At 40.0% G+C, this 22475-nt stretch carries 20 protein-coding genes and 3 pseudogenes; 22 read left to right on the top strand and 1 reads right to left on the bottom strand.

The window, feature by feature from the left end; genetic code table 11:
* The first annotated feature begins 66 nt into the window (after positions 1-66).
* From AC6I5B_RS11730 to AC6I5B_RS11640, 19 genes and pseudogenes are all read left to right on the top strand, one after another.
* Positions 67-468: a helix-turn-helix domain-containing protein gene (locus tag AC6I5B_RS11730; RefSeq protein WP_242953062.1), complete on the top strand. Its 402-nt coding sequence runs from the start codon at positions 67-69 to the stop codon at positions 466-468.
* Positions 469-647: 179 nt separating this feature from the next.
* Positions 648-1265, top strand: coding sequence for a sigma-70 family RNA polymerase sigma factor (locus AC6I5B_RS11725; protein WP_101879812.1), 618 nt, complete (start codon positions 648-650; stop codon positions 1263-1265).
* A 16-nt stretch (positions 1266-1281) separates the two neighbouring features.
* A complete protein-coding gene (locus AC6I5B_RS11720; RefSeq protein ID WP_101879811.1) occupies positions 1282-1725 on the top strand; it encodes an RNA polymerase sigma factor in 444 nt (147 codons plus the stop codon).
* Between the two features lie 82 nt (positions 1726-1807).
* Positions 1808-3178 carry a hypothetical protein gene (locus tag AC6I5B_RS11715; protein ID WP_226971699.1) on the top strand — a complete coding sequence of 457 codons (1371 nt, stop codon included), beginning with the start codon at positions 1808-1810 and terminating at the stop codon, positions 3176-3178.
* Between the two features lie 414 nt (positions 3179-3592).
* Positions 3593-9514, top strand: a complete 5922-nt coding sequence (locus AC6I5B_RS11710) for a SpaA isopeptide-forming pilin-related protein (protein WP_497773362.1) — start codon at positions 3593-3595, stop codon at positions 9512-9514.
* 74 nt (positions 9515-9588) lie between these two features.
* Positions 9589-9735: a hypothetical protein gene (locus tag AC6I5B_RS11705; protein WP_004611655.1), complete on the top strand. Its 147-nt coding sequence runs from the start codon at positions 9589-9591 to the stop codon at positions 9733-9735.
* Positions 9719-10000, top strand: a complete 282-nt coding sequence (locus tag AC6I5B_RS11700) for a hypothetical protein (protein WP_004611656.1) — start codon at positions 9719-9721, stop codon at positions 9998-10000. The genes AC6I5B_RS11705 and AC6I5B_RS11700 overlap by 17 nt, the downstream gene beginning before the upstream one ends.
* The gene (locus AC6I5B_RS11695) at positions 9981-10499 is read left to right on the top strand and encodes a PcfB family protein (protein ID WP_497773361.1); all 519 of its coding nucleotides are present in this window, start codon (positions 9981-9983) and stop codon (positions 10497-10499) included. The genes AC6I5B_RS11700 and AC6I5B_RS11695 overlap by 20 nt, the downstream gene beginning before the upstream one ends.
* 50 nt (positions 10500-10549) lie before the next feature.
* Positions 10550-11110 (top strand): annotated as a pseudogene (locus tag AC6I5B_RS11690) (type IV secretory system conjugative DNA transfer family protein); the annotation flags it as partial.
* Between the two features lie 756 nt (positions 11111-11866).
* Complete coding sequence (gene ltrA / locus AC6I5B_RS11685) at positions 11867-13714, top strand: group II intron reverse transcriptase/maturase (RefSeq protein WP_062807359.1); 1848 nt, start codon at positions 11867-11869, stop codon at positions 13712-13714.
* A 109-nt stretch (positions 13715-13823) separates the two neighbouring features.
* Positions 13824-14594, top strand: a pseudogene (locus AC6I5B_RS11680) (VirD4-like conjugal transfer protein, CD1115 family); the annotation flags it as partial.
* Between the two features lie 814 nt (positions 14595-15408).
* Positions 15409-16134 carry a reverse transcriptase domain-containing protein gene (locus AC6I5B_RS11675; protein WP_201885414.1) on the top strand — a complete coding sequence of 242 codons (726 nt, stop codon included), beginning with the start codon at positions 15409-15411 and terminating at the stop codon, positions 16132-16134.
* Positions 16131-17318, top strand: a complete 1188-nt coding sequence (locus AC6I5B_RS11670; protein WP_243097876.1) for an RNA-dependent RNA polymerase family protein — start codon at positions 16131-16133, stop codon at positions 17316-17318. The genes AC6I5B_RS11675 and AC6I5B_RS11670 overlap by 4 nt, the downstream gene beginning before the upstream one ends.
* A gap of 93 nt (positions 17319-17411) precedes the next feature.
* Positions 17412-17969: pseudogene (locus AC6I5B_RS11665) on the top strand (type IV secretory system conjugative DNA transfer family protein); the annotation flags it as partial.
* A 277-nt stretch (positions 17970-18246) separates the two neighbouring features.
* Entirely contained in the window at positions 18247-18405 is a 159-nt protein-coding gene (locus tag AC6I5B_RS11660) for a Maff2 family mobile element protein (protein WP_195484274.1), read from the top strand.
* A gap of 155 nt (positions 18406-18560) precedes the next feature.
* Positions 18561-18833: a helix-turn-helix domain-containing protein gene (locus AC6I5B_RS11655; protein ID WP_009274451.1), complete on the top strand. Its 273-nt coding sequence runs from the start codon at positions 18561-18563 to the stop codon at positions 18831-18833.
* On the top strand, positions 18793-19170 hold the full coding sequence (locus AC6I5B_RS11650) for a TnpV protein (protein ID WP_117685620.1): 378 nt from the start codon (positions 18793-18795) through the stop codon (positions 19168-19170). Before AC6I5B_RS11655 ends, AC6I5B_RS11650 begins: the two co-directional genes overlap by 41 nt.
* Positions 19171-19220: 50 nt before the next feature.
* Positions 19221-19625 carry an SRPBCC family protein gene (locus AC6I5B_RS11645; protein WP_118106552.1) on the top strand — a complete coding sequence of 135 codons (405 nt, stop codon included), beginning with the start codon at positions 19221-19223 and terminating at the stop codon, positions 19623-19625.
* A 21-nt stretch (positions 19626-19646) separates the two neighbouring features.
* Complete coding sequence (locus AC6I5B_RS11640) at positions 19647-20111, top strand: hypothetical protein (protein WP_117685618.1); 465 nt, start codon at positions 19647-19649, stop codon at positions 20109-20111.
* Positions 20112-20222: 111 nt separating this feature from the next.
* On the opposite strand, the gene AC6I5B_RS11635 is transcribed toward AC6I5B_RS11640, so the two are convergent.
* Positions 20223-21029 (bottom strand): helix-turn-helix domain-containing protein, encoded by an 807-nt coding sequence (locus AC6I5B_RS11635; RefSeq protein WP_117685617.1) that lies wholly within the window; start codon positions 21027-21029, stop codon positions 20223-20225.
* A 483-nt stretch (positions 21030-21512) separates the two neighbouring features.
* On the opposite strand from AC6I5B_RS11635, the gene AC6I5B_RS11630 reads away from it, so the two are divergent.
* Genes AC6I5B_RS11630 through AC6I5B_RS11620 form a run of 3 tightly spaced genes read left to right on the top strand, consistent with a single transcriptional unit; the run spans position 21513 to position 22328 of the window.
* On the top strand, positions 21513-21701 hold the full coding sequence (locus tag AC6I5B_RS11630; protein WP_002304353.1) for a hypothetical protein: 189 nt from the start codon (positions 21513-21515) through the stop codon (positions 21699-21701).
* Complete coding sequence (locus AC6I5B_RS11625; RefSeq protein WP_497773360.1) at positions 21698-22039, top strand: replication initiator protein A; 342 nt, start codon at positions 21698-21700, stop codon at positions 22037-22039. The genes AC6I5B_RS11630 and AC6I5B_RS11625 overlap by 4 nt, the downstream gene beginning before the upstream one ends.
* Positions 22032-22328: a DUF3847 domain-containing protein gene (locus AC6I5B_RS11620; RefSeq protein WP_117685615.1), complete on the top strand. Its 297-nt coding sequence runs from the start codon at positions 22032-22034 to the stop codon at positions 22326-22328. Before AC6I5B_RS11625 ends, AC6I5B_RS11620 begins: the two co-directional genes overlap by 8 nt.
* Positions 22329-22475 lie beyond the last annotated feature (147 nt).

The raw sequence follows: 22475 nt of genomic DNA, 5'->3' as shown, positions 1-22475 counted from the left end.
TGCGTTTTGGAACTTTACGACATCATGGCGCAAGGTGAGATTTTGGAGAAGAAAGGAGGGACTATTTTGGGAAACCGGGCAGTATCACAGGAGTTAATTATGTTGGGAAATCGTATTCGGGAGTGTCGGAAGGAAAGGGAATTTTCACAGGAAATTCTTGCTGAGAAATCCGGTGTCAGTACCAATACAATCAGCCGTATTGAAGGGGGACAGATGGCAATGTCAGTGGGAATTTTACAAAAAATTGTAAAAGCTCTTGGGGTAGATGCAAATACGCTGCTTGGAGTAAGCACAGAGGTAAATGAAACAGAGATATGGGTATCTGCATTTTCCAGCAGAGTACAGGAATTGAAGGAAAATGAGCAGGAGATTTTAAAGCATACCATGAATGCCTTGATCGAAAGTATGGAGAAAAACCGTTTAAAAATTTCTACGGATAAGAGTAGTCAGGTTCTACACACCCGTTGAGGAAAAGAGTAAGCGAAACTGCTACACTAAGCGTAAGAAATCCAGTAAGTTAGAAACAGAGGGTTATGGAAGGTTCCAGTCCCGTTAAAAAAAAACGGGTATGTCTGGGGCTGTTTTCTATTGCCTTAACACACATTCAATCTGGTATTTCTGGCTGCCCGTTGAAAGGTGGTCAGGATATGCTTACATTAGCAGAATTAAAACATTTCATGCCGGTTCCAGTTCTGGAAGAAAATTACCCAACTGCAAAGTATTTAAAAACACATGGCACAATATTTGTGTCAAAAAGCATTGCTACGAATGTAAAAATTTCCGTTTATCAAAATGGATATGCCCTTTATGAAATATCTGGTATTGCAACGGTATTTCCCATTTGGGATTGTCAGAATTATCGCTATGAGATGGAACAAAATGAAATTTCAGAGCAATGGTTTGAAAAAGAGGCTTGGTATCTTCGCTTAATTTTAGAGGGTGAAGATCGTATCAACCGAAATCTGGAAACAAGGCAACAGAGAAAGAGCATTTCTTATAGTGCAGTTTCAGAAGAATGGGGAGTTTTGGGTTCTTTAGAAGCAACTGTTTTGGAAAAAGCGATAAGGAAAGAAACGATACAGGAATTACTTGGATTACTGACAGAGCGGCAGAAAGAAGTAGTTTTCGAGTATTTTTGGGAACAGAAATCTCAAAGTGAAATTGCAGAAAAACTCGGTGTTTCTCATGCCGCCGTATCAAAAATCCTGACAAGAGCAGTCACTCGGCTTCGTAAAAAATGTATGGAATGGAAAGAGGCTATATAAGAGGAGGAAAAACTGAATGCGAGGGAAAAAGCCAAAAGAGAGAAAAAGCTATGTATTGAGAATGCCCGACGGTTCACTGATTGAAGTGACCAGAGAAGTATACTTAGAATGGTATCAGTCCAGACGAAAAGAAAGATACCAGATGGAAAGGCAGAAGAAACAAGGGGTGTGTAGTTTAGAGGCACTGAATGGATACGGAGATTTGGAAGAAGAAAAATATGATACAGAGGAAACGGTACTTTGCAAGTTGTATGAAGCAAAAGTACGGGAAGGAATAGCCCAGTTGGCAAAGGAAGATGCCCGTTTGATTTATTTGCTATTTTTTGAAGAAGTAACAATCAAAGATGCAGCTCAAATTATGGGGTGTAGCCGGAAGACTATTTATAATCGAAGAAAACGTATTTTGTCAGAACTGCGATCTATTCTGCATGATTTAGGAATTGTAGGCGGCGCTTTTTAAAAAACTATGATTATTCTCTTTCATAGACCTGAATTATAGACTATAATAAAATAAAAATTTTAAATTTGTACAGGAGAGAAATATGTCATTGATTGAAGTTTTATTATCATCGGCAGTCATAGTTGCAGTAATACAATATTTTCAGGGTGAAAAGAACAATAAATTGCAATATATTACAGAAGAACGAGCAAAATGGAGAAAAGAAATAAAAGAGATAATTTCAGAAATAAGGATAGCAGACTTTCAAACAATAGAAAAATGTTTGACGGATTTGGGAAAACACTTAAATGCGTATGGTTATTGTCCAGATGGTAAGTATGAAAAGAATAATCTTGATTTTTTTCAAGATGAGCATATATGGAGAGAAATGGACATAATAAAAAACGCAGTGAATGAACATAATACGTCTAGTTTTAATAAGTCAAAGGAAAATCTAATACACTATCTTTTTTTGTTATTAAAGTTTGATTGGGAACGCTCTAAGCAAGAGATAAAAGGTGAAAAAGCGATTCCAGTTTCTATTGCTTTATTTGGTTTAAGCTTAATAATTAGTATATTTTCTGTGTATTCGTTAAATGATATTCAAGAAAATCCTCTGGAGTGTTTTATTTTTTCTAGTGTAATATCTATGATGTATGTATTTTCATGGATAATATATGGAACGGAAAGAATAGAAATTCTAAAAGAAAAGAAATGGTATTTGAAAATAGATAGAGTTTTGGCAAGCTGGATTGTTGCTGTTTTTGAATTAGTAGGTTTATTTATTTTAGAATACAAGTGGGAAAATTTAGGACTAGCTATTCCATTTATGGCAGTTGCTGTTTTACTGATACCATGTTTGATGCTTTCTAAAAAAGAGATGTATCGGAAATATGATAAAAAAATCAATCAAATGTTAAATGTGGAAGTAAATGTTTACCAGAGACGGAACAATTCGAAAATGAAGACTAATATAACAATTGGACACGTAGGAATAACCGTGATATTACTTATTTATTTAATTTTTACAATTTATGTACAAGAAATTGCTGCTTCAATTTTGAGTACAATTACTCTTATAATTATTGAAAATAAATATTTTGGAGAGCAAAAAATGAAAATTAAATTACAAAAAGCAGTAGAAGAAGAACAGAAATTATGCTTAAATGAATTACGAATAGAATTGCTTAAAAAGTATGCTGATAGTATGTTAGCATTGATATCTTTAGATTTTTCTATTATAAGTATGTTATATGGTACTCAAACTCATAATATAACAAAGATTATTGCGTCAGTAGTCTTTATATTTTTTATATTGCTAATTTTGGGTATAGTAATCTTGGCAATTATGTATAAACATTCTAGTGTTGATAATATTATTTTTAAATTGTGCAAAGAAAACATGGTTGATCACAACAAACTTACTTATGTAAGTGGAAATCAAATAAAAGAAGTTATGAACGAAAATAATTAAAAATTTTCAAATATCTATAAATAAAGTAATTAAAATGATTGAGTGTAAATTTTATTTTTTAAGAGCTACACTCAATCGTTTTTTATGCAACTCTGTATGTGTTAAATAGTAAGATATAAAAATTTTCTCGAATGGTTAAAAAATCCCTTTTCTAATATGCGATTAGTGAAGGGATAACACAAATCTTAAAAAATCCCTTTTTTGTACCTTGAAAATTGAATTGCCTGTCCAAAGTGATACCTGATATTGAGTGGGCATTCTGCCTGCCTTATCAGAGAAAACGCTGCGAAAGGAAATTTGGAGTAGGAACGGATTTGGAAAGAGAACAGGCAGGACTTAGAGAAGGGAGTGAGTTGGAAAAAAGAAATAAAAGATACAGTATCAGTAAAATATAGAAAAGAGGCAGAGAAAAGTATGAAAAAAACAGTAAAAAGAATTTTCTCAGGTGTACTTTCGGCACTTACAATCTTAACCTCTGTTGTGCAGCCGATGACAGCGTATGCAGGAGAAACAAATCCAAAATCTTATGAAATGCAATACCCTGCGCTGGAACAGGTAAAAGCTCAGCTTCAGGAAGATGAGATTGTAACTGTGCAGGATTATGAAGTGGAAAAAGGCAGTGACTTTGATATAAAGACAGATTTTTCCGGCATGAAGTTTCATTCTGACCAAGTAAAAGTGACATTTTATGAAGCGAAAAATCAGAAGGGGCAGGATTTTCATACAGACCATGCAGATACTTATCAGGCAGTGTATTTTGTAGAGCCGGTTCGGGAAGCGCCGAACTACCATGTGATTAGAAATATCACAGTTGCCGAGCATAAAGAAAAAGAAAATCCGTCACCGTCAAAAGAGCATGGAAAACAGGAGAAAAATTCAGAAGAGGAAGAAGATGCGTCACAAAAAGAGGAACAGATTTTAACAGAAGATGAATTTTCACAGGTACTTGAGGAAAGTAAGAAACAGGATACTTATGATGAAGAATCCGGGTTAGGTCTTTATGATGTGCTGTCACAGGCAGAAGAACAGGAGATTGATCTTTTTCAGATAAAAGAAGGAGAAACAGTTACTTTTGTAGCAAATGCTTCCGATCAGGCAGCAAGGGCAACACAGACAGTTACAATCACAAAAGGTCCGTTATATCGTTATCAGGATTATGATCTGGGTACTTATGTGACAGAGCCTTATTTTATTTCTTATGGGAATGTCCATGCCACCGCTTATTGTATCCAGCCGTCTTTACCGGGACCGGGAACAGGTACTTATACAATTACAAAAATTGAGGATAATCAAGCGCTTGCAAAGGTCTGCTATTATGGGACAGAAGCGGCAGGAAAAGAAAGCTATTTTGCAAAACACCACAGTGATTTTTCAGAGGGAAAGCAGTTCATTCTTACGCATATAGCTGCAGCTTATGCTTACGGAAGTGCGGATGCTTTTTACGGAGCAAATGAAACAGCAAAATCTTTGGCAATGGAAGTTTACAATTATTGTGTAGGAAAACCGGAAATTCCAGAGGTTTCCATGTCTTTTTCTAAAAATCATGTGAAAGCGTATCAGGAAGGGCAGGAACAGCGGACAGAGGATATTACATTTACTGCAGATTCCTTGCAGTCCATTACCATGCAGCTTCCGAAAGGGGTTGTGTTTCATAATCTTACAACTGGAAAAAACAGCGCTGCCGGAGCAAGGGTAACACTTTCGGGCGGAACGAAGTTTTATTTGAGTGCGCCGCTTACACAGACGGAAGATGTGGAAGGTTCTTGGTCAGCGACTATGCAGGGAAGTATTACAAAAGATTATTCCGCATATAAGCTGGTAACAAATGACAGTGTGCAGGACTTGGCATTTGTATTCGGAGAAGGAGTTGAACAGGAACAGTATGTTGAGTTTTCCGTAGAGTGGCTGAAAAATGCAAAGATAGAACTTATAAAAAAAGATCAGAGCAGCCAGAAAAAAATGGAAGGAGCGGTATATGGTGTATACCGTGATAAAGATTGCACAGATTTGATTGTGGAAATGCCTGCAACAGATAAAAATGGTGTTTCCAGCGTTACCATAGAAAAGACACAGGATACCGTTTACTTAAAAGAAATTTCTGCACCACAGGGATATGTGTTAGACACAAAATATTATGGTGTGAAATTGGAAGTAGGAAAGACGGTACAGATAGAAGTTGCGGATCAGGAACAGCTTGCTTCCTTAACCGTTTATAAAGAGGGAGAAGTTCTGACAGGAGCAGACGTTACGGAAGAAGGTGTAACCTTTTCCTATACAAAAGAGAAACAAAAAGGTGCTGTATATGATGTATATGCAGAAAAAGAGATTGTCCGAGCAGATGGAACAGTTGCTTATAAAAAAGGTGCTGTGGTGAAAAAAGGACTAAAAACAGGAGAAGATGGAAGTGTTACACTTTCGGAGCTTCCTCTTGGTACTTATAAAGTGGTGGAAGTAAAAGCACCTGAAAATTTCGTATGCAAGGGAGAATCCCAGACAGTTACGTTATCCTATGCAGGGCAGAATGAGGAAGTTGTTTTTAAAACCATAACATTTGTAAACGATAGGCAGAAAGCAAGCGTGTCCGTGAGAAAAGAGGATCAGGACACGAAAAATCCACTGGCGGGTGGTATTTATGGGTTATATACGGCAGAAGATATACATGGAAAGGCTGGAAATCTGCTGGTGAAAAAAGATACTTTGATTGAGAAAGTTACAACGGGAGAAAACGGAACTGCCAGTTATCAGGCAGACCTTCCTATTGGATATTCTTATTATATCAAAGAATTGCAGGCGCCTGCTCAGTATGTAAAAAAGGAAACCGAGAAGTTCTTCTTTGACTTTCAGTATGCAGAAGGAGAAGAGCATTGTTCTTTTTCTCATACGTTTCAAAATGAGAGGGTAAAGGCAGAAATTATTTTGGAAAAAGAAGACGCCGAAACAGGAAAAACACCACAGGGAGATGCGTCTTTAAAAGGAGCGGTGTATGGACTGTATGCCCGTGAAAATATCGTGCATCCAGATGGGAAAACTGGAGTCTTATATCAGAAGGACGAACAGGTAGCGACTTTAAAAACTGATGATAAAGGCAAAGCAGAAGTAAAGGATTTATATTTAGGAAGTTATTACATCAAGGAGATTACGCCTCCGGCGGGTTATCTCTTAGATGAAACTGAGCATGATGTGGTATGCGATGATGAAGGCGATACGGTTGCCATTGTAAAGAGAGTTTGCAATGTAAAGGAACAGGTGAAAAAACAGCCGTTTCAGTTAATTAAAGCCGGAAATAATGGGAATACAGACGCAGAACTCTTAAAAGGAGCAGGTTTTCAGGCATATTTGGAATCTTCTTTAAAGAAAAAAGAAGATGGAAGTTATGATTTTGCTTCTGCAACTCCCGTGGTAATTGGAGAGAATGGAGCAACAGAGTTATTTACAGATGAAAGAGGGTATGCTTGCAGTATCCCACTCCCGTATGGAACGTATGTGGTCAGGGAAACAACAACACCGCCAAACTATAAGCCTGTAAAAGACTTTATTGTCCGTATTACAGAGCATAAGCCGGATACACCGCAAATCTGGAGAGTTCTTCTGGATAAAGAGTTTGAGGCAAAGTTAAAAATCGTAAAAAAGGACGATGAAAGTAAAAAGCCTGTACTCAAAAAGGGGACAGAGTTTAAGGTATATGATTTGGACAGAAAAAAATATGTGGAACAGGTTACCACCTATCCTACAACGGTAGTGCATAAGTCTTATTTTACAGATGAAACTGGGTACTTAATTCTTCCTCAGAATTTGGACGCAGGACATTACCGTATTGAGGAAGTCACAGCACCAGACGGCTATACTCTGAATGAAAATTATTATGAAGTTTCGGTAGCTTCTGATACAGCGTATCAGATGGACAGTGTTTCGGGAGATGTCCTGATTGAAGTGGTATATGAAAATCACCCGGTAAAAGGAGAATTGCAGATTGTAAAAAAAGGAGAAATCTTAGAATCCTTTGACAAAGATTTTTCTTATCAGGAAATCAATCTTTCCGGTGCAGTTTTTGATTTGTATGCGGCAGAGGATATTTATACTGCAGATGCGCAGAAGGACGAGCAGGGGAACCGGATACTGGAGTATGCAGAGGGAACGAAGGTTGCTACCCTGACAACAGATTGGGAAGGAAAGGCAAGTGTGTCAGATTTACCACTTGGAACGTATGAACTGGTAGAGATCACAGCACCCGAAGGATTTGTGAAAAATCCAGAGCCGCAGAAAGTGACATTCAAATATGAAGATCAGAACACTCCTGTAATTGAGCAGGAAGTCCTGTTAAAAAATGAACGCCAGAAAGCAAAAATTTCCGTAGTAAAGCGAGATGCAGAAACAAAAAAAGAAATAAAAGGTGCAGTCTTTGGATTGTATGCGAAAGAAGATATTCAGGTGGGAAATCAGACTTTAGTAAAAGCGGATACACTGATTGGGAAAGCTGAAACAGGGGAAGATGGAAAGGCAACATTTTCTTTTGATCTGCCATTTGGAAAATATTATGTGAAGGAACTGGAAGCGCCAGCGGGCTATGTATCTTCGGAGCAAGTGCTTGATGTCGATTTTTCCTATCAGGGACAGGACATTGATGTGGTAGAACTTACATCAGAATTTTTAAATCAGCCGACAAAAGTTTCCATTACTAAAGTCGATACTGCAACAGGAGTCGAGCTTTCCGGGGCAACCCTTGTGGTGCTTGATAAAAATGGGGAAATGGTAGACAGTTGGAAATCGGTTAAAGGGGAAGCGCATGTCATTCGTGGACTAAAAGTTGGAGAAACGTATACTTTAAGAGAGGAAACTGCCCCGTATGGTTATCTGAGGGCAGAGGAAGTTTCCTTTACTGTGAAAGACACGGAGGAAATTCAAAAAGTGGAAATGAAAGATGATGTGCCGACGGGAAGTATTCTGATTAACAAAAAAGGTGAATTTTTAGAAAAGGTATCAGTTTTTGAGCAGATTGGAGGCTGGATTTCCCATGTATTTGAATACCTGTCAGGCTCATTGAAAGAGGTTACTTTTGCAGTGTATGCAAGAGAAGATGTTCCGGCGGCAGATGGGGAAAGCAAGGATTATTATAGAAAAGATGAATTGGTAGCGGAGATTACTACAGATCACGCAGGTGTTGCAAGAATTTCCGGTTTGCCACTTGGAAAATACTATGTAAAGGAAAAGGAAACAGCACATGGATTTGTACTGGATCAGGAAGCCAGAGAAATTGACCTGTTGTATCGTGATCAGGAAACAGCAGAAATTACATATTCCACAGACTGGCAGAATAAACGCCAGAAAGCAGAAGTGACTGTGTGGAAGAAAGAAAAAGATGCAGACCGTATGCTGCAAGGTGCAGTATTTGCCCTCTGTGTCAAGGAAGACATAAAAAATACACAGGGAAACGTAATCATGAAGGCAGATACCGTCATTGAGGAACAGGCAACAAATGCACAGGGAAGGTTGCGTTTTGAGGCAGACCTACCAGTAGGATATACTTACTATATTAAAGAAACAGCTCCAGCACCGGGCTTTTCTATGACCGGAGAGAGAAAAGAATTTACTTTTGATCCAGAAAGCAGTGAGGAAGCGTGTGTATCTTATGAATTTACTTTTGAGAATGTACCGACAGTGGTAGAATTTACGAAAACTTCTCTGACAGATGGAAAAGAGGTAGAAGGTGCAAAACTTCAGGTAAAAGATGAGCAGGGAAAGGTCATTGACGAATGGATTTCTGAAAAAGAACCACATATTATCAAAGAATTGGTGGTAGGGCATACGTATGTGCTGGAAGAAACACTTCCGGCAGATGGTTATGTAACAGCAGAAAGTATCTCTTTTACTGTTGAAGATGCAGGAGAAGTCCAGAAAGTGGAAATGAAAGATGATATTACGAAAGTCGAAATTTCTAAAACGGACATTTCAGGAAAAGAGCTTCCCGGCGCAAAATTAACGATTTTGGATCAGGAAGGAAATGAAGTAGAAAGCTGGATGTCTGGTGAGAAACCTCACTATATCGAGATGCTTCCAATTGGAAAGTATACGCTTCATGAAGTGTCTGCACCGGACGGGTATCTGGTAGCAGAAGATATTATTTTTGAAGTAAAAGATACAGGGGAAATCCAGAAGGTTGTGATGAAAGACGAAAGGAAGCCTTCTGAAAATGTGGAACAGCCACAGGAATCAAAACCGACAGGAAATGCCCCAAAAACAGGAGATACCAGCCATGTAGAATTGTGGGTGCTGTTATCCGCAATGGCAGTGTTACTGGCAGGTTCTTCTTATTACTGGATTAAGAAAAGGAAAAAATAACATGGGAGATTCCCATAACTGGAAAGGCAGTCACGGAAAATCTGTGGCTGCCTCTTTTTAAAGGAGCAGAAAACATGGTAGGAAAAATAATTTTTGGAGTTGCTGTTATTTTGACATTTGGCTTATATTGTTGTGTCCGTGTAGGTGGTCAGGCGGATCGCCAGATGGAAGAAATGCTGCAAAAGAAAAGGAAGGATCAGGAAAATGGAGAAAGCGGATAAGAGAAAATACGCAGAGGACAAACCTTTGGTGTGTGAGGACTGCTATTTTTGGAGCAGACGAAAAAATGGCTGCACCAGAAAACAGTGCTATTATCTTCTCCCAAAACAGCCAGAGAAAGATACGAAAAAAGCAGGACAATGTGTGGGTTGCCCTTATGGAAAACATTCTCCTTGTATTGGATACTGTTTGCAGAAAATTTTACAAGACATGAGAAAGAAGAAATCAGGAAAGGAAGAAACAGCCTATGCAGGACGAAGTCAATGAGAAAGTTGTGTCCCTGTGTATCCGTGGAGGAAAAATTTCTGCACAGATTTTAAAAAGTGCAATATTAAAAACTTTGACAAAGCTGGAACAGCAGAAATCCCAGAGGAAGCAAAAGAAAGGGGTATCTAAGGAAGAAAAAAATTTGGCAGTTTATAAAGGAAAACAAAGCATGGAGAAACTCAAGGAGCAGAACTGTGAACTTTCCAACATTGAGATTACAGACGGAAATATTAAATCCTTTGAAAAGTATGCTAGAAAATATAATGTGGACTATTGCTTGAAAAAAGACCGTTCTTCCGAACCGCCCCGTTATTATGTGTTTTTTAAAGCCAGAGATGTAGATTCTATGACCGCAGCATTTAAGGAATATACAGGCTGGAGCATGAAGAAAAGTAAAAAAATATCGATACGGAAAAAACTTTCCAAAGTAAAAGAAAGGCAGGCACAGCAGCGAGAAAGGCAGAAAACAAAGAGGAAGGAGAGGGATACTGTACGATAAAAAAGAAAAAACAGAAAAGAGAAAATCCATTCCCAAAAGTATGGAAAAAACTGTGGCAGGATATAAGTGGAACACTGTCAGAGGTAGATAAAAAGAAGCTGTTTCTTACCAACCTGCCCTATGTGTTTGTATTTTATGCAGGGAATAAACTAGCATGGCTTTATCGGTATTGTCAGGGAAATTCCCTACTGGAACGATTGAGTGTTTTGGTGCTGCATATATCACTGGCATTTGAAAATATGTTGCCAAGTCTGGTATTTTCTGATATAGGAGTGGGACTTGCAGGTGCAGTTTTATTAAAAGGGATTGTCTATGTGAAAGGTAAGAATGCAAAGAAGTTCCGTCAGGGAGTGGAATATGGGTCTGCCCGCTGGGGGACAGCAAAGGATATTGCACCTTTTATGGATTCTGTATTTGAAAACAATATCATTCTTACGCAAACAGAAAGGCTTACCATGAACAGCCGCCCGAAAAAACCAAAGTATGCCAGAAACAAAAATGTCATGATTATTGGTGGTTCCGGTTCAGGTAAGACGAGATTTTATGTGAAACCCAATTTAATGCAGATGACACCAAATGTCAGTTATGTAGTGACTGATCCGAAAGGAAGTGCGAGACGTTCCAGTCTGAAAAGGACTGGCACATCTCAACTGAATCATTGTTTATTGTAATGAAATTAGTTCGAGTTGGAGAACTGAATGCGTGAATAGTCGAATGAAGGGGTAACGCCCTGAAAGGCTACTCTAATACTCCGGCTGGCATGGAAATGAGTAAACATTGAAATGTCAGAAGCCCGGTGAAGTCGGCAGAGAGATACCGTAACAATAGTAGTTGACGAAAGCTGTCCAGAGGTGGATGGTGTATCCTATATGCCGGGAGTCTATAAAATACCTATGGTTAGAATGGTGGATGTTACATAATCCACTGACGAACCCTCGAATGTACGGGTCTATATCGGGACTAAGTATAAATGCTTAGTAACACAACTAGTGTTGCTACTGCGGGTGAGTAAGACTTCTGCCTTTATGAAAATCCGTGCAATGTTACAGGCATTGATGTGGTAGCAGGCTCAGAGATGGGAACCTACGGGTATATAGGAACAGATAACGCATTCGGAACGTCGTAAGCTGACAGCGTGGAGATTTTACTGTCTATGAAACGTATCGAACGGGAAAGTCATCGTGAGATTAGCGATGATATAAGGGAGATAATGTCAGTGAAAGCGGTGGCATAGTACCGATGAAACCGTGATAACAAGCGGTGGAGGGATAGCCACTAGTCATATATTAGAGTAAATAAGTTACAAATGGTATGGGTTCGAGTAAGACTAAGAGATGTAATAACTCCCAGATAGGAGGTTACAGACCATACAAAAGAAAGCTAAGCTCCGGTACAACGAATATTACGATATGCAGAAAGCATTCGATGAGTTGTATCAGCAGAGCAAAAATGGTAACAACTTTTATAAGTTATTAGAAATTATCGGTTCAGAGCAGAATATTTGCCTGGCATACCGAAACCTAAAAACCAATAGCGGAAGTAAAACCGCTGGTACAGATGGTAAAACAATCGAGGATATCAAAGGTCTATCGGACAGGGAAGTAATTGAAACTGTCAGAAAACAATTAGCAGATTATCATCCGCAATCAGTCAGGAGGGTCTTTATTCCTAAGCCCGGAAGCGATAAAAAGCGTCCGTTAGGGATTCCATGTATCTGGGATAGATTGATACAACAGTGTATCCTACAGGTGTTAGAGCCGATTTGTGAACCTAAGTTTCATAATCACTCATATGGATTCCGGCAAAATAGAGATGCCCACCATGCGGTCAGCAGAGTTGTCAGCATGGTAAATATGTATAAACATTATTATTGTGTGGATGTGGACATCAAGGGCTTCTTTGATAATGTAAACCACGGAAAGCTGCTAAAACAGATATGGACATTAGGTATACGAGATAAACGATTGCTATGTATCATTAGCAAAATATTAAAATCAGAAATTGAAGGAGAAGGAATACCGGACAAGGGTACACCGCAAGGTGGGCTGATTAGTCCGCTACTTTCGCTCATTGTGCTGAATGAACTTGATTGGTGGGTAAGTAGCCAGTGGGAGACTTTTACACCAAATGGAGTGAAGAAAGGCAACATGAAAGGAAGTAAGGGCTGGTTGAGTTATGCACGAAAATATACAAATCTAAAAGATGGGTATGTGGTGCGTTACGCTGATGATTTTAAAATTATGTGCAGAAGTTATACTGATGCACAAAGATATTATCATGCGACAATAGACTTTTTAAAGTCAAGATTAAAACTCGACATTAGTCCGGAGAAGTCCAAAGTTGTTAATCTCCGAAAGAACTCTTCTGATTTTCTGGGATTCAAAATTAAAGTCCTGCCAAAAGGCAAGACCAGATATGGATACATTGCTAAAACTGATATGAGCGATAAAGCCATCAAAAAGATTACTGCTGAATTAAAGGCAAAAGTGATTAATATAAGGAAACACACAACTGTTGGTAGAATCAATGCCTATAACATGGCAGTGATAGGGATACAGAATTATTACTGTATTGCTACCAACATATATAACAATCTAACGGATGTTAATTACGCTCTCTTACCAACCTTTAGAACCAGATTATCATGTATTGGAAGTACAATTCCGTTTGCGGAAACGCCCTATGAATTTCAACAGAAAACTGTAGGAATCAAGAAAGAAACCAAAATTATAACAGTAGGCAAAATGCCACTACTGCCACTTACAGGAGTTCATCACAAACATCCTATAAATTTCTCACAAGATATTACCAGCTATACAGCAAAAGGAAGAGAAAAGATTCATAAATCTGTCCAATGTGTAGAAACACAGGAATTACGAAATGTGATGAAGTATAGGAATCCTAATGAAAGCATTGAATTTAATGATAATAGTATTTCTGCATACCTCGTGCAACAGGGGAACTGCTATGTCATGGGAAATAGGCTGAATGTACATCAAATGAAATGTATAAGGAAAATTCCAGTAGGTGAAGGTGGTACAGACAAGCATACTAATATCGCATTTATTTCAGAGGAAATATGGCGAGCTGTTATGACAGAGGATATTTCAGAAACTATCAGAATAATGAAGAGATTCAATATGGACGACAAGCAAAGACGGAGATTCAACCGATTGCGTGAAAATTATGGATTACTACCAATTAAGAAAAGATAACTTATAAATTTACTTGAGTATGATGGCACGCCGTATGATGCGAAAGCATCATGTACGGTGTAGAGCGGGGGAAAAGGTGGAGATTACTTCAAAGCCTTACCTATCGCTATCGATCTTGGTGGAATGTGGAAAGATGCTGCAAAAAGGGACACCAAAAATGAAAGATGGAAAGCCGGTACTGGATAAAAAGGGAAAAGTAATCTATGAACCATACAAGATTAAGGTTTTAAATACAATCAACTTCAAAAAAAGTATGCACTATAACCCGTTTCGTTATATACGCAGTGAAAAAGATATTTTGAAACTGGTCAATACAATCATTGCCAATACAAAAGGTGATGGGGAAAAATCAGGAGAAGATTTCTGGATTAAAGCAGAGCGTTTGTTGTATTGTGCTTTGATTGGGTATATCTATTATGAAGCCCCGGAAGAAGAACAGAACTTTTCCACACTTTTGGAATTTATCAATGCTTCTGAGGCAAGGGAAGATGATGAAGAATTTAAAAATGCAGTTGATGAACTGTTTGAGGAGCTGGAAAAGGAAAAACCAGAACACTTTGCAGTCAGACAATACAAGAAATATAAACTGGCTGCCGGAAAGACTGCGAAATCTATTTTGATTTCCTGTGGGGCAAGGCTGGCACCGTTTGATATTGCAGAACTGCGGGAACTGACTTCTTATGATGAGTTGGAATTGGATATGCTGGGAGATCAGAGAACAGCAATGTTTGTTATTATTTCTGATACGGACGATACGTTTAATTTCCTTGTAGCAATTATGTATACGCAGCTTTTTAATTTGCTGTGTGACAGAGCAGATGATGTGCATGGAGGACGTTTACCTTACCATGTGAGATTGTTATTAGATGAGTTTGCCAATAGTGTGACACGTTCTACGCCTAAAACGGTGGGAATAACCGACAAAAGCGTAGCCTAAAGTCACAAACAATTAAATAAATGTGGTTTTAGAGAACTGCATAACTGAAATCTCAAATGACGGGGTAACGCCCTGAAGGGGATTCACTAATACTCCGAATAGCGTCAGCCGAATACAGACGGTTGGGGTTATAAGCTCGGGGAAGTCGTGCGAAGCACACCCTAACGCTTAATGGCGAGGAAAGATTCGTAGAGGTACGGGTTGTGTGTGACGGTGCGGGTGGGGTTGCCATATGGTTAGAATGACCAAAAAGGCGGTCTGACAAAGATTCCGAATGTACGGCTCTAAACGAATGGCTTGCAGAAATGCAAGTGTACCAATGGGTACGCAAGCGGGGCAAAGTAAAAGTTGTTAGTATGAAATGCCCTCTGTGTTTACAGGACACAGGTATCTTGAGGGATTCGCTCGAAGATAATGCTTGCAGGGCTAAAGGAACGACCTAAGTGGCAACAATCCTAAGTTATGCGGAACGTGGAAAGCAGCCAATACGGGAGCTGACTGTATCAGCGGAAAAAGTACCGTAGTTGTATCGAAAAGGAAAGGGATTGAAAGAGCCTTTCTATAATAAGTGCATTAGTGGCTGTGAGAGTAGAGGCACAGTACCTGTGAAGCCGTAACAATAAGCGGTGGAGGGATAGCCTCAAGCCGATACTAAGATTTTCTTTCATGCCTATATAGTAATCACCAAAATGGAGATTTTCATAGCTGTCGTGGTGCGACTAAGAAAAAATCATTCTCTGATAAGGAGCTGGTTACTATGGCAAAACGAATTGTAAACAAAGCAGAGCGAAATGCAGAAAGGTATGACGCTAAAGAAACAGGCTACCGATTATTTGAGGACAGCCAGAATGGAAAGACATTTGACAGGCTCATGCCGTTGATTGTGTCAGAGCAGAATATCATACTTGCATATCGAAATATCTGTAAAAATAGTGGGAGCAAAACTCCCGGCACAGATGGGAAAACGATTGTAGCGATACAGTCACTGCCCATCGAATCGGTCATTAAAACCGTCAGAAATAAGTTGAACTATTATCAGCCAAAAAAGGTTAGACGAGTTGAAATCCCGAAAGACAACGGAAAAACCCGCCCATTAGGGATTCCGAGTATTTGGGACAGACTGATACAACAGTGTATCTTACAGATACTGGAGCCGATTTGTGAAGCGAAATTTCATGAGCGGAACAATGGTTTCAGACCATATCGGTCAACTCAGAATGCAATCGCACAATGCTATAAAATGGCACAGTTGCAGAATCTGCACTTTGTAGTAGATGTAGACATTGTTGGCTTCTTTGATAATATCGACCACAGTAAGTTGATTCGGCAGTTGTGGGGAATCGGCATACAGGACAGAAAGCTGATTATGATAATCAAGCAGATGCTGAAAGCGGAAATCCTGTTCAATGACATTATAATCACTCCCGAAACGGGTACACCACAGGGGGGATTCTATCCCCACTTCTTGCAAATGTTGTATTGAATGAACTGGACTGGTGGATTGCCAGTCAGTGGGAAATGTTCAAAATCAAAGAGGGTAAAACAGGTTTAGAGTTTAACAAGACTGATAAAGAGGGAAACGTCCTCACAGTAGACAGAACGCAGAAATGGAATAAGCTGAGAGCAAAAACCGATTTGAAAGAAATGTATATCGTAAGGTATGCAGATGATTTTAAGCTATTCTGTCGGGATTATGCAACGGCGAAAAAGGTAATGTGTGCCACAAAACTCTGGTTGGCAGAAAATCTGCATTTACAGACCAGTGGAGAAAAGTCGGGTATCACAAACTTGCGGAAGAATTACACTACTTTCCTCGGTATCAAATTTAAGGTTGTACCAAAAGGCAGTAAGTGGGTAATACGTTCCCACATGGCAGACAAGAGTAAAGCAAAGGTCATTAAAAAGCTAAGTGACGTTTGGAAAGACATAAAGAATCCGAGCAAACAAAGCGAGATAGACCGAAATATAAGTCTTTATAATGCAATGGTTATGGGAATGCACAACTATTACTGTATGGCAACTATGGTATCAGCAGACTTTGCGGAAATCGCCTTTAAAGTAACGGGAAAAAGTAACGGCATGAATCATAATAACCGCTGTTACCCCATAGAACGTCAAGGCGAGATAACCAGCAAGTTTATTCAGGAAAAGTATGGAAAGTCTAAGCAGTTCCGATGGATAAAGGGAAGAATGATTATCCCTGTTGGATATGTGGCTTATGAATACCCCAAATATAAAAGGCGTGAAGTCAATAAATATGTGAGGAAGTATTCAGACATCGAAAACTGTATCAGCTACGATGTTATGAAATACATGATGGAAAATGCACATCTCTACCCTACGTTGGAGATGGCAGACAACGCTCTTTCGAGATATATCGCACAAAAAGGCAAATGTGCGGTAACGCACAATGCCCTGTCAATATCAGATATGGTATGTGTGCATATCAAACCATGTAAGGGAGAGCGAAACGACACTTACAGGAATTTGATTATCCTGTCAAAAGAGGTGTCAGAACTGGTTGGAGCAACGAATCCTGTAAAAATTGGAAAGTTGCTTAAAGACTTACAGTTGACCGAAGAAATGAAAGATAAAATCAATAAACTCCGAAAACACAGAGAGTTGGAGGAAATACAATTCGAGGACTATATAGGCACTAAAAAGTAATCTTAGTCGGTGGAACGCCGTGTGATGGGAAACTATCACGCACGGTGTGGAGCGGGGGAAAAGCCCGAGGTGGAAACGCCAGAGGCTTACCTATCGCTATTCGGGCAAATTCCAAAATTTGATAAGCTGATTGCAACGATACGAAGCAGAGAAATTTCTGCTTCGATTATTTTGCAGTCACAGAGCCAGTTAAAGACCATTTATAAAGATGCTGCAGAAACCATTTTAGGAAATTGCGATACGATGTTGTTTTTAGGAGGAAAAGAAGGGAGCACTTTAAAGGAAATATCAGAAACATTAGGAAAGGAAACCATAGACCTTTATAATACTTCCGATACCCGTGGACAAAGCCGATCCTATGGATTGAATTATCAGAAGACTGGAAAAGAGTTGATGAGTCGGGACGAGCTGGCTGTCATGGATGGAGATAAATGTATTCTTCAGCTTCGTGGAGTGCGTCCTTTTTACAGTAATAAGTTTGATATTACGAAGCATAGAAGATACAGGGAATTAGCAGATTATGATAAAAAGAATACTTTTGACGTGGAAGCCTATTTAAAACATCAATTTGAAATCCGAAAAAAAGAGGAGTTTGAATTGTTTGAAGTAGAGGGAAAACAGGTGGATACAGAAATTTCGGAGCAGGTATAAGTATATTGCTCTTTTTTTATTGGATAAAACTTTGCGACATGATGGCGTAAAGTAGGAAGGAGTGTTTATTGCAAATTTTTTAAAGAGGTGGAGGCTACTCAAAAAAAGGAAATATAGCCACCACGATATAAGGGCAGAACCGTGAGAGGATATGCCCGCAGCACAATCAAAATTTGAGAAAGGATAAAACGGATAAAAGGGAAAGGGCGGACTGTTGATGAAAATTCAGCAGTTTTTTATTTGTGCAAAAACAGCTTTTATCTGTTTCAAGTGAATTATGGATTTTTTTAGCTCAGCGGTAGATATTTTACAGACGCTTGTGGTGGCAATCGGAGCTGGTTTGGCGGTATGGGGTGTAATCAACCTTTTAGAGGGATATGGAAACGACAATCCGGGTGCAAAATCACAGGGCATTAAACAGTTCATGGCTAATTAAAGGGAACAAAAAGAAAGGAAAAGCACAATCCAGACGGTATCAGCGGCAGTCCACAAGAATAAATTGTGATTTCACAAGATTGGTGCTATAATAAGAGAAAAGTTCCTGCCGGGGCAGCCGCCCCGGTGGTATGGATAGGAAGGCGGGAAAGCAATATGCACATCAGCTATAAACCACTCTGGCATACACTGTTAGAGCGTGATATGAGAAAAGAAGATTTAAGGCTTGCTGCTGGTATGACAACGAATATGATTGCCAACATGAGCAAAGAGGGAAAGCACATCAGCATGGATACATTAGCCCGTATCTGCGAAACGCTGAATTGTGAGATTACCGATGTGATTGAGTTAGTATCAGACGAGCCTGCTTCCACAGGAGGTAAGGAGCATGAGCGAATTGAAACCAAGAATAACGGAAAACGGAATTGATTATATCCTTGTCGGAGATTACTATATCCCAGATTTGAAGCTGCCGGAGGAACACCGCCCTATCGGAAAGTACGGACGGATGCACCGGGAGTATTTAAGAGAAGTCCACCCAGCCAAATTGAACACCTTGACCTTGACAGGGGAGTTATGGACATACCTTGCAGACCTGAACGAACAGGTACAGGAACGGTTAGACACCATCATGGAGCAGATGAAAGCTGCCGAGGGCGTGACCGAGGAATTGAAGCGTACCTGTCAAATGGAATGGGTGCAGCGTTGCAATAACATTCACAACCGGGCAGAAGAAATTGTTTTGTATGAGATGATTTATTCATAATGGTATGGTAGAATGATTATGACAAAATAGAGTTTGAAGGGGGTATGAAAATGGCAATTTCGAATATAAATGCGATTATCAATGATGATATTCATAAAGTTTGGGATATTGTTTTTGCTGTTGATAAATATAGTGCGTGGCGAAGCGATTTAAGCAAAACAGAAATCATAAATGAGAAGCAGTTTATTGAGTACACGAAAGACGGATATGCAACTACATTTTCTATTACTGCTGTTGAGCCATATAACCGCTGGGAATTTGACATGGAAAATAGCAATATGGCCGGGCATTGGACTGGTATTTTTACAGCTAAGGGAAATGAAACACAAATTGATTTTACAGAAAATGTGACACCTAAAAAGTGGTTTATGAAACCTTTTGTAAAACTCTATTTGAAGAAGCAGCAAACTCAATTTGTTCTGGACTTAAAAAAAGCATTGGAACAACAAAGTTGAAGTTGTAAAGGAGAGAATACTATGAATAGAATCAAATATGCAGAACAGTTATATGCTCTTATTTCTATGTGCTTAGGCTGTGCTTTTATCGTTTTTGGTTTGCTTAGTTTTATTGGAATATTACAGCCTACATCAGCGTCAATAGTTCAAAGTCAAAGGCACATTGGGATTGTTTTTTCTGTACTTGGTGTCGCTTTTTTAATTGCACAAGCTATTTTTACAGTTCTCGCTTCAGCAAAGAGGAAATCATATTGCGAGTTGATTTCTAACGGAATTAAAGTTAATGGGATTGTAGAAAAGGTATATATGCAAAAGTTTCTACAATATGGAAAAAAGTCCCCGTACAGAGTTCTTTACAGCTATACATACGGAGGGAAGATTTATCATCACAAAAGCCATCTTTTATGGGATAAGCCGTATATGAAAGAAACAGATTCGATTGCAGTATATATAAATGATTCAGAGAAATCGGCAATCCAATTATAGGGAGTATTTTAGTTGTATCCTCAGTTTGTCACCCTAAATTTTAACTAAATAAGCACAGCATAAACCGCTGCTACATGGAAGCCACCCCAACCATGCAACAGCGGTTTTTTGTTACCGTTTTTTCCTCTGGCTGATAGGCGTTCCCATTTTCTTTGATTTTTGGAGAATCCGAATCAGCCAGCGAAATTCTTCTTCCGATAAATTTTTGTAGTTGATACCAAGCTGCTTGCAGTAAAGTACAACGAGCTTTTCATCCCGGCTGCCCTTGAAATTTTCGACCGCTTCCAGATTTTCTTTCAGTTCATCAGCAACGGTGGTCTGGGGTGCACTCTCGCTGTCCTTTTTGTGAGCTTCCCGAATATCCCGGATAATCAGGTTGAGGTCATCCAGAACCATGTGGCTGAAATATTCATCATCGCTGATATGGGCGGCTTGCAACACTTTCAAATGGGGGTCATCTTCGCCGGGGCGATACCGTTCAATGATTTCATGCCGGACGGTATCGACAAGGGCGTTGAGGTTCTGAATCTGCATGGTGGCAATCCCATCCACATAAATCTCAATGTCCGCAAGAAACTTGATAAAATCTTTATGTGTGGCAAGCTCACAGAGCAGGCGGTTGTTAATCCGACCGCTTTTCAGAAGTGCAACCATCTCATCATTCAAATGCAGCTCTGTTAGTGGCGTGTTAATCTGCTCCCGGTTCTCTGTCCGGCACAGCAGATAATCAACGGAAACCCCATAGAAATCTGCCAGCGTGATAAGGTTGCCATGATTGATTTCCTTATAATCCTCTTTCTCATAACTGCCAAGGGCTGATTTGGAAATACCCGTCAGCTCTGATAATTCTTCCAGATTTAAGCCTTTGTCCTTGCGGAGTTCCCAAAGGCGTTCCTGTATGCTTGTTGCTCCTTTCATGGGCGCACGCTCCTTTCCGGCGGTTGCATTGCTGCCGCTTAACTGGATTATAGCACACTTTCCGCAATCGTGGAAATTTCTGATTTTTACCCCTAATTCCTACTTTGTGGACATACGGCACAGGGCACAAAAATGTTCTATGATACAGGTAGTTCATCGATGGATTATTCCAATCGAATGACCAGCCTGTGTGGGATATGCTTCCCCGGCGATGTAGCGCCATGACTTTTGGCAGGGATATGGAGGAACCCTGACCAAAACGAGCGTACCAACGGGAGCGATACGCCGCTGTGAGATTCAGGGGAGGAACGACACCGGGGAGAACTGGCGGACTGACACCGAAATGATACCGAAACACGACAATCTGATAGGGGGACAGTCTATCCTATCGCTGATACTTCGGGAGATTTTAGGCGGCTCTATGACCGTAATTTTGCCGAAAATCGCCCCGAAACCATACACGAAAACGGGAGGAAGCGCAATATGCCGAGAATGAGCAAAAAGAGGAAGCATGAGCTTTCATTTTACCTCAATGACCGGGGGCGTGTCACTTACAACGAATTATGCCGGAAATGCCAGCATGGGTGCAAGCAGAGCTTCCGGGCGGTTGTGATTGACTGCCCCCGTTATTTATCCAAACGAGCAAAGAAAAAGGAGGAACACACAGAATGAATTTTGAATTTATGACGATAGACACATCATTGCCGCCCTGTATGCCCTTTCCCAGAGCGTTGACAGGATTTCCAGTCAGCAGCACCGCAAAGGTCATGTACTGCCGGATGCTGGACGCTATGCTATCCAAAGGGCAGGAGGACGAGAACGGAATCCTGTTTGTCTGCTTCCCTGTCACAGCCATTGCCGCAGTCCTGTTCCGCAGTCCTATGACGGTCAAGCGTTCTCTGAATGAACTGGAAACCGCCGGACTTATCATGCGGGTGCGTCAGGGCGTTGGAGAACCAAACCGGATTTATGTGCTGATACCGGGAAAGGGGGACGCTGCCCTTGCCTGATACCTCAAAGCTGGAAAAGCTAAACCGGGAGCTGGAGAAAAGCGAAAAGAAACTGCGGAAAGCCATCCATGATGAAAAGGCATTGCAGCACCAGTTAAAGCAGCTTACCCGAAAGGAACGGACGCACCGGCTCTGTACTCGTGGCGGTATGCTGGAAAGTTTTCTACAAGAGCCGGAACGCCTGACAGATGATGATGTCATGCTGTTGTTGAAACTCATTTTTCACAGACAGGACACACAGGAACTGTTGAAAAAACTGCTGGAACGGGAGAAGCCGGAAACCCCTTAGTTTACTAAGGGCGCAATTATACACCACCCAGAGGTTGGTGCATTGCGTTCTCCGAAGGCTCCTCGCCGGAGGGCTGTGATTTTCCGCAGTCATGGTCTGCTCCAAATCAAACAGGGGACGCTACGCTTCCCCTGCGCTGGCTTTCGC

The sequence above is a fragment of the Faecalimonas nexilis genome (genome assembly GCF_059731825.1).
The sequence above is the reverse complement of the archived record's forward strand: the minus strand, read 5'-3'. Positions and strand labels throughout refer to the sequence as shown.

What these genes read in the sequence shown, in the direction of transcription:
- AC6I5B_RS11725 (WP_101879812.1), top strand. Translation starts at nt 648, where the DNA reads ATGCTTACATTAGCAGAATTAAAACATTTCATGCCGGTTCCAGTTCTG.
- AC6I5B_RS11720 (WP_101879811.1), top strand. Translation starts at nt 1,282, where the DNA reads ATGCGAGGGAAAAAGCCAAAAGAGAGAAAAAGCTATGTATTGAGAATG.
- AC6I5B_RS11715 (WP_226971699.1), top strand. Translation starts at nt 1,808, where the DNA reads ATGTCATTGATTGAAGTTTTATTATCATCGGCAGTCATAGTTGCAGTA.
- AC6I5B_RS11710 (WP_497773362.1), top strand. Translation starts at nt 3,593, where the DNA reads ATGAAAAAAACAGTAAAAAGAATTTTCTCAGGTGTACTTTCGGCACTT.
- AC6I5B_RS11705 (WP_004611655.1), top strand. Translation starts at nt 9,589, where the DNA reads ATGGTAGGAAAAATAATTTTTGGAGTTGCTGTTATTTTGACATTTGGC.
- AC6I5B_RS11700 (WP_004611656.1), top strand. Translation starts at nt 9,719, where the DNA reads ATGGAGAAAGCGGATAAGAGAAAATACGCAGAGGACAAACCTTTGGTG.
- AC6I5B_RS11695 (WP_497773361.1), top strand. Translation starts at nt 9,981, where the DNA reads ATGCAGGACGAAGTCAATGAGAAAGTTGTGTCCCTGTGTATCCGTGGA.
- AC6I5B_RS11675 (WP_201885414.1), top strand. Translation starts at nt 15,409, where the DNA reads ATGGCAAAACGAATTGTAAACAAAGCAGAGCGAAATGCAGAAAGGTAT.
- AC6I5B_RS11660 (WP_195484274.1), top strand. Translation starts at nt 18,247, where the DNA reads ATGGATTTTTTTAGCTCAGCGGTAGATATTTTACAGACGCTTGTGGTG.
- AC6I5B_RS11655 (WP_009274451.1), top strand. Translation starts at nt 18,561, where the DNA reads ATGCACATCAGCTATAAACCACTCTGGCATACACTGTTAGAGCGTGAT.
- AC6I5B_RS11650 (WP_117685620.1), top strand. Translation starts at nt 18,793, where the DNA reads ATGAGCGAATTGAAACCAAGAATAACGGAAAACGGAATTGATTATATC.
- AC6I5B_RS11645 (WP_118106552.1), top strand. Translation starts at nt 19,221, where the DNA reads ATGGCAATTTCGAATATAAATGCGATTATCAATGATGATATTCATAAA.
- AC6I5B_RS11640 (WP_117685618.1), top strand. Translation starts at nt 19,647, where the DNA reads ATGAATAGAATCAAATATGCAGAACAGTTATATGCTCTTATTTCTATG.
- AC6I5B_RS11635 (WP_117685617.1), bottom strand. Translation starts at nt 21,029, where the DNA reads ATGAAAGGAGCAACAAGCATACAGGAACGCCTTTGGGAACTCCGCAAG.
- AC6I5B_RS11630 (WP_002304353.1), top strand. Translation starts at nt 21,513, where the DNA reads ATGCCGAGAATGAGCAAAAAGAGGAAGCATGAGCTTTCATTTTACCTC.
- AC6I5B_RS11625 (WP_497773360.1), top strand. Translation starts at nt 21,698, where the DNA reads ATGAATTTTGAATTTATGACGATAGACACATCATTGCCGCCCTGTATG.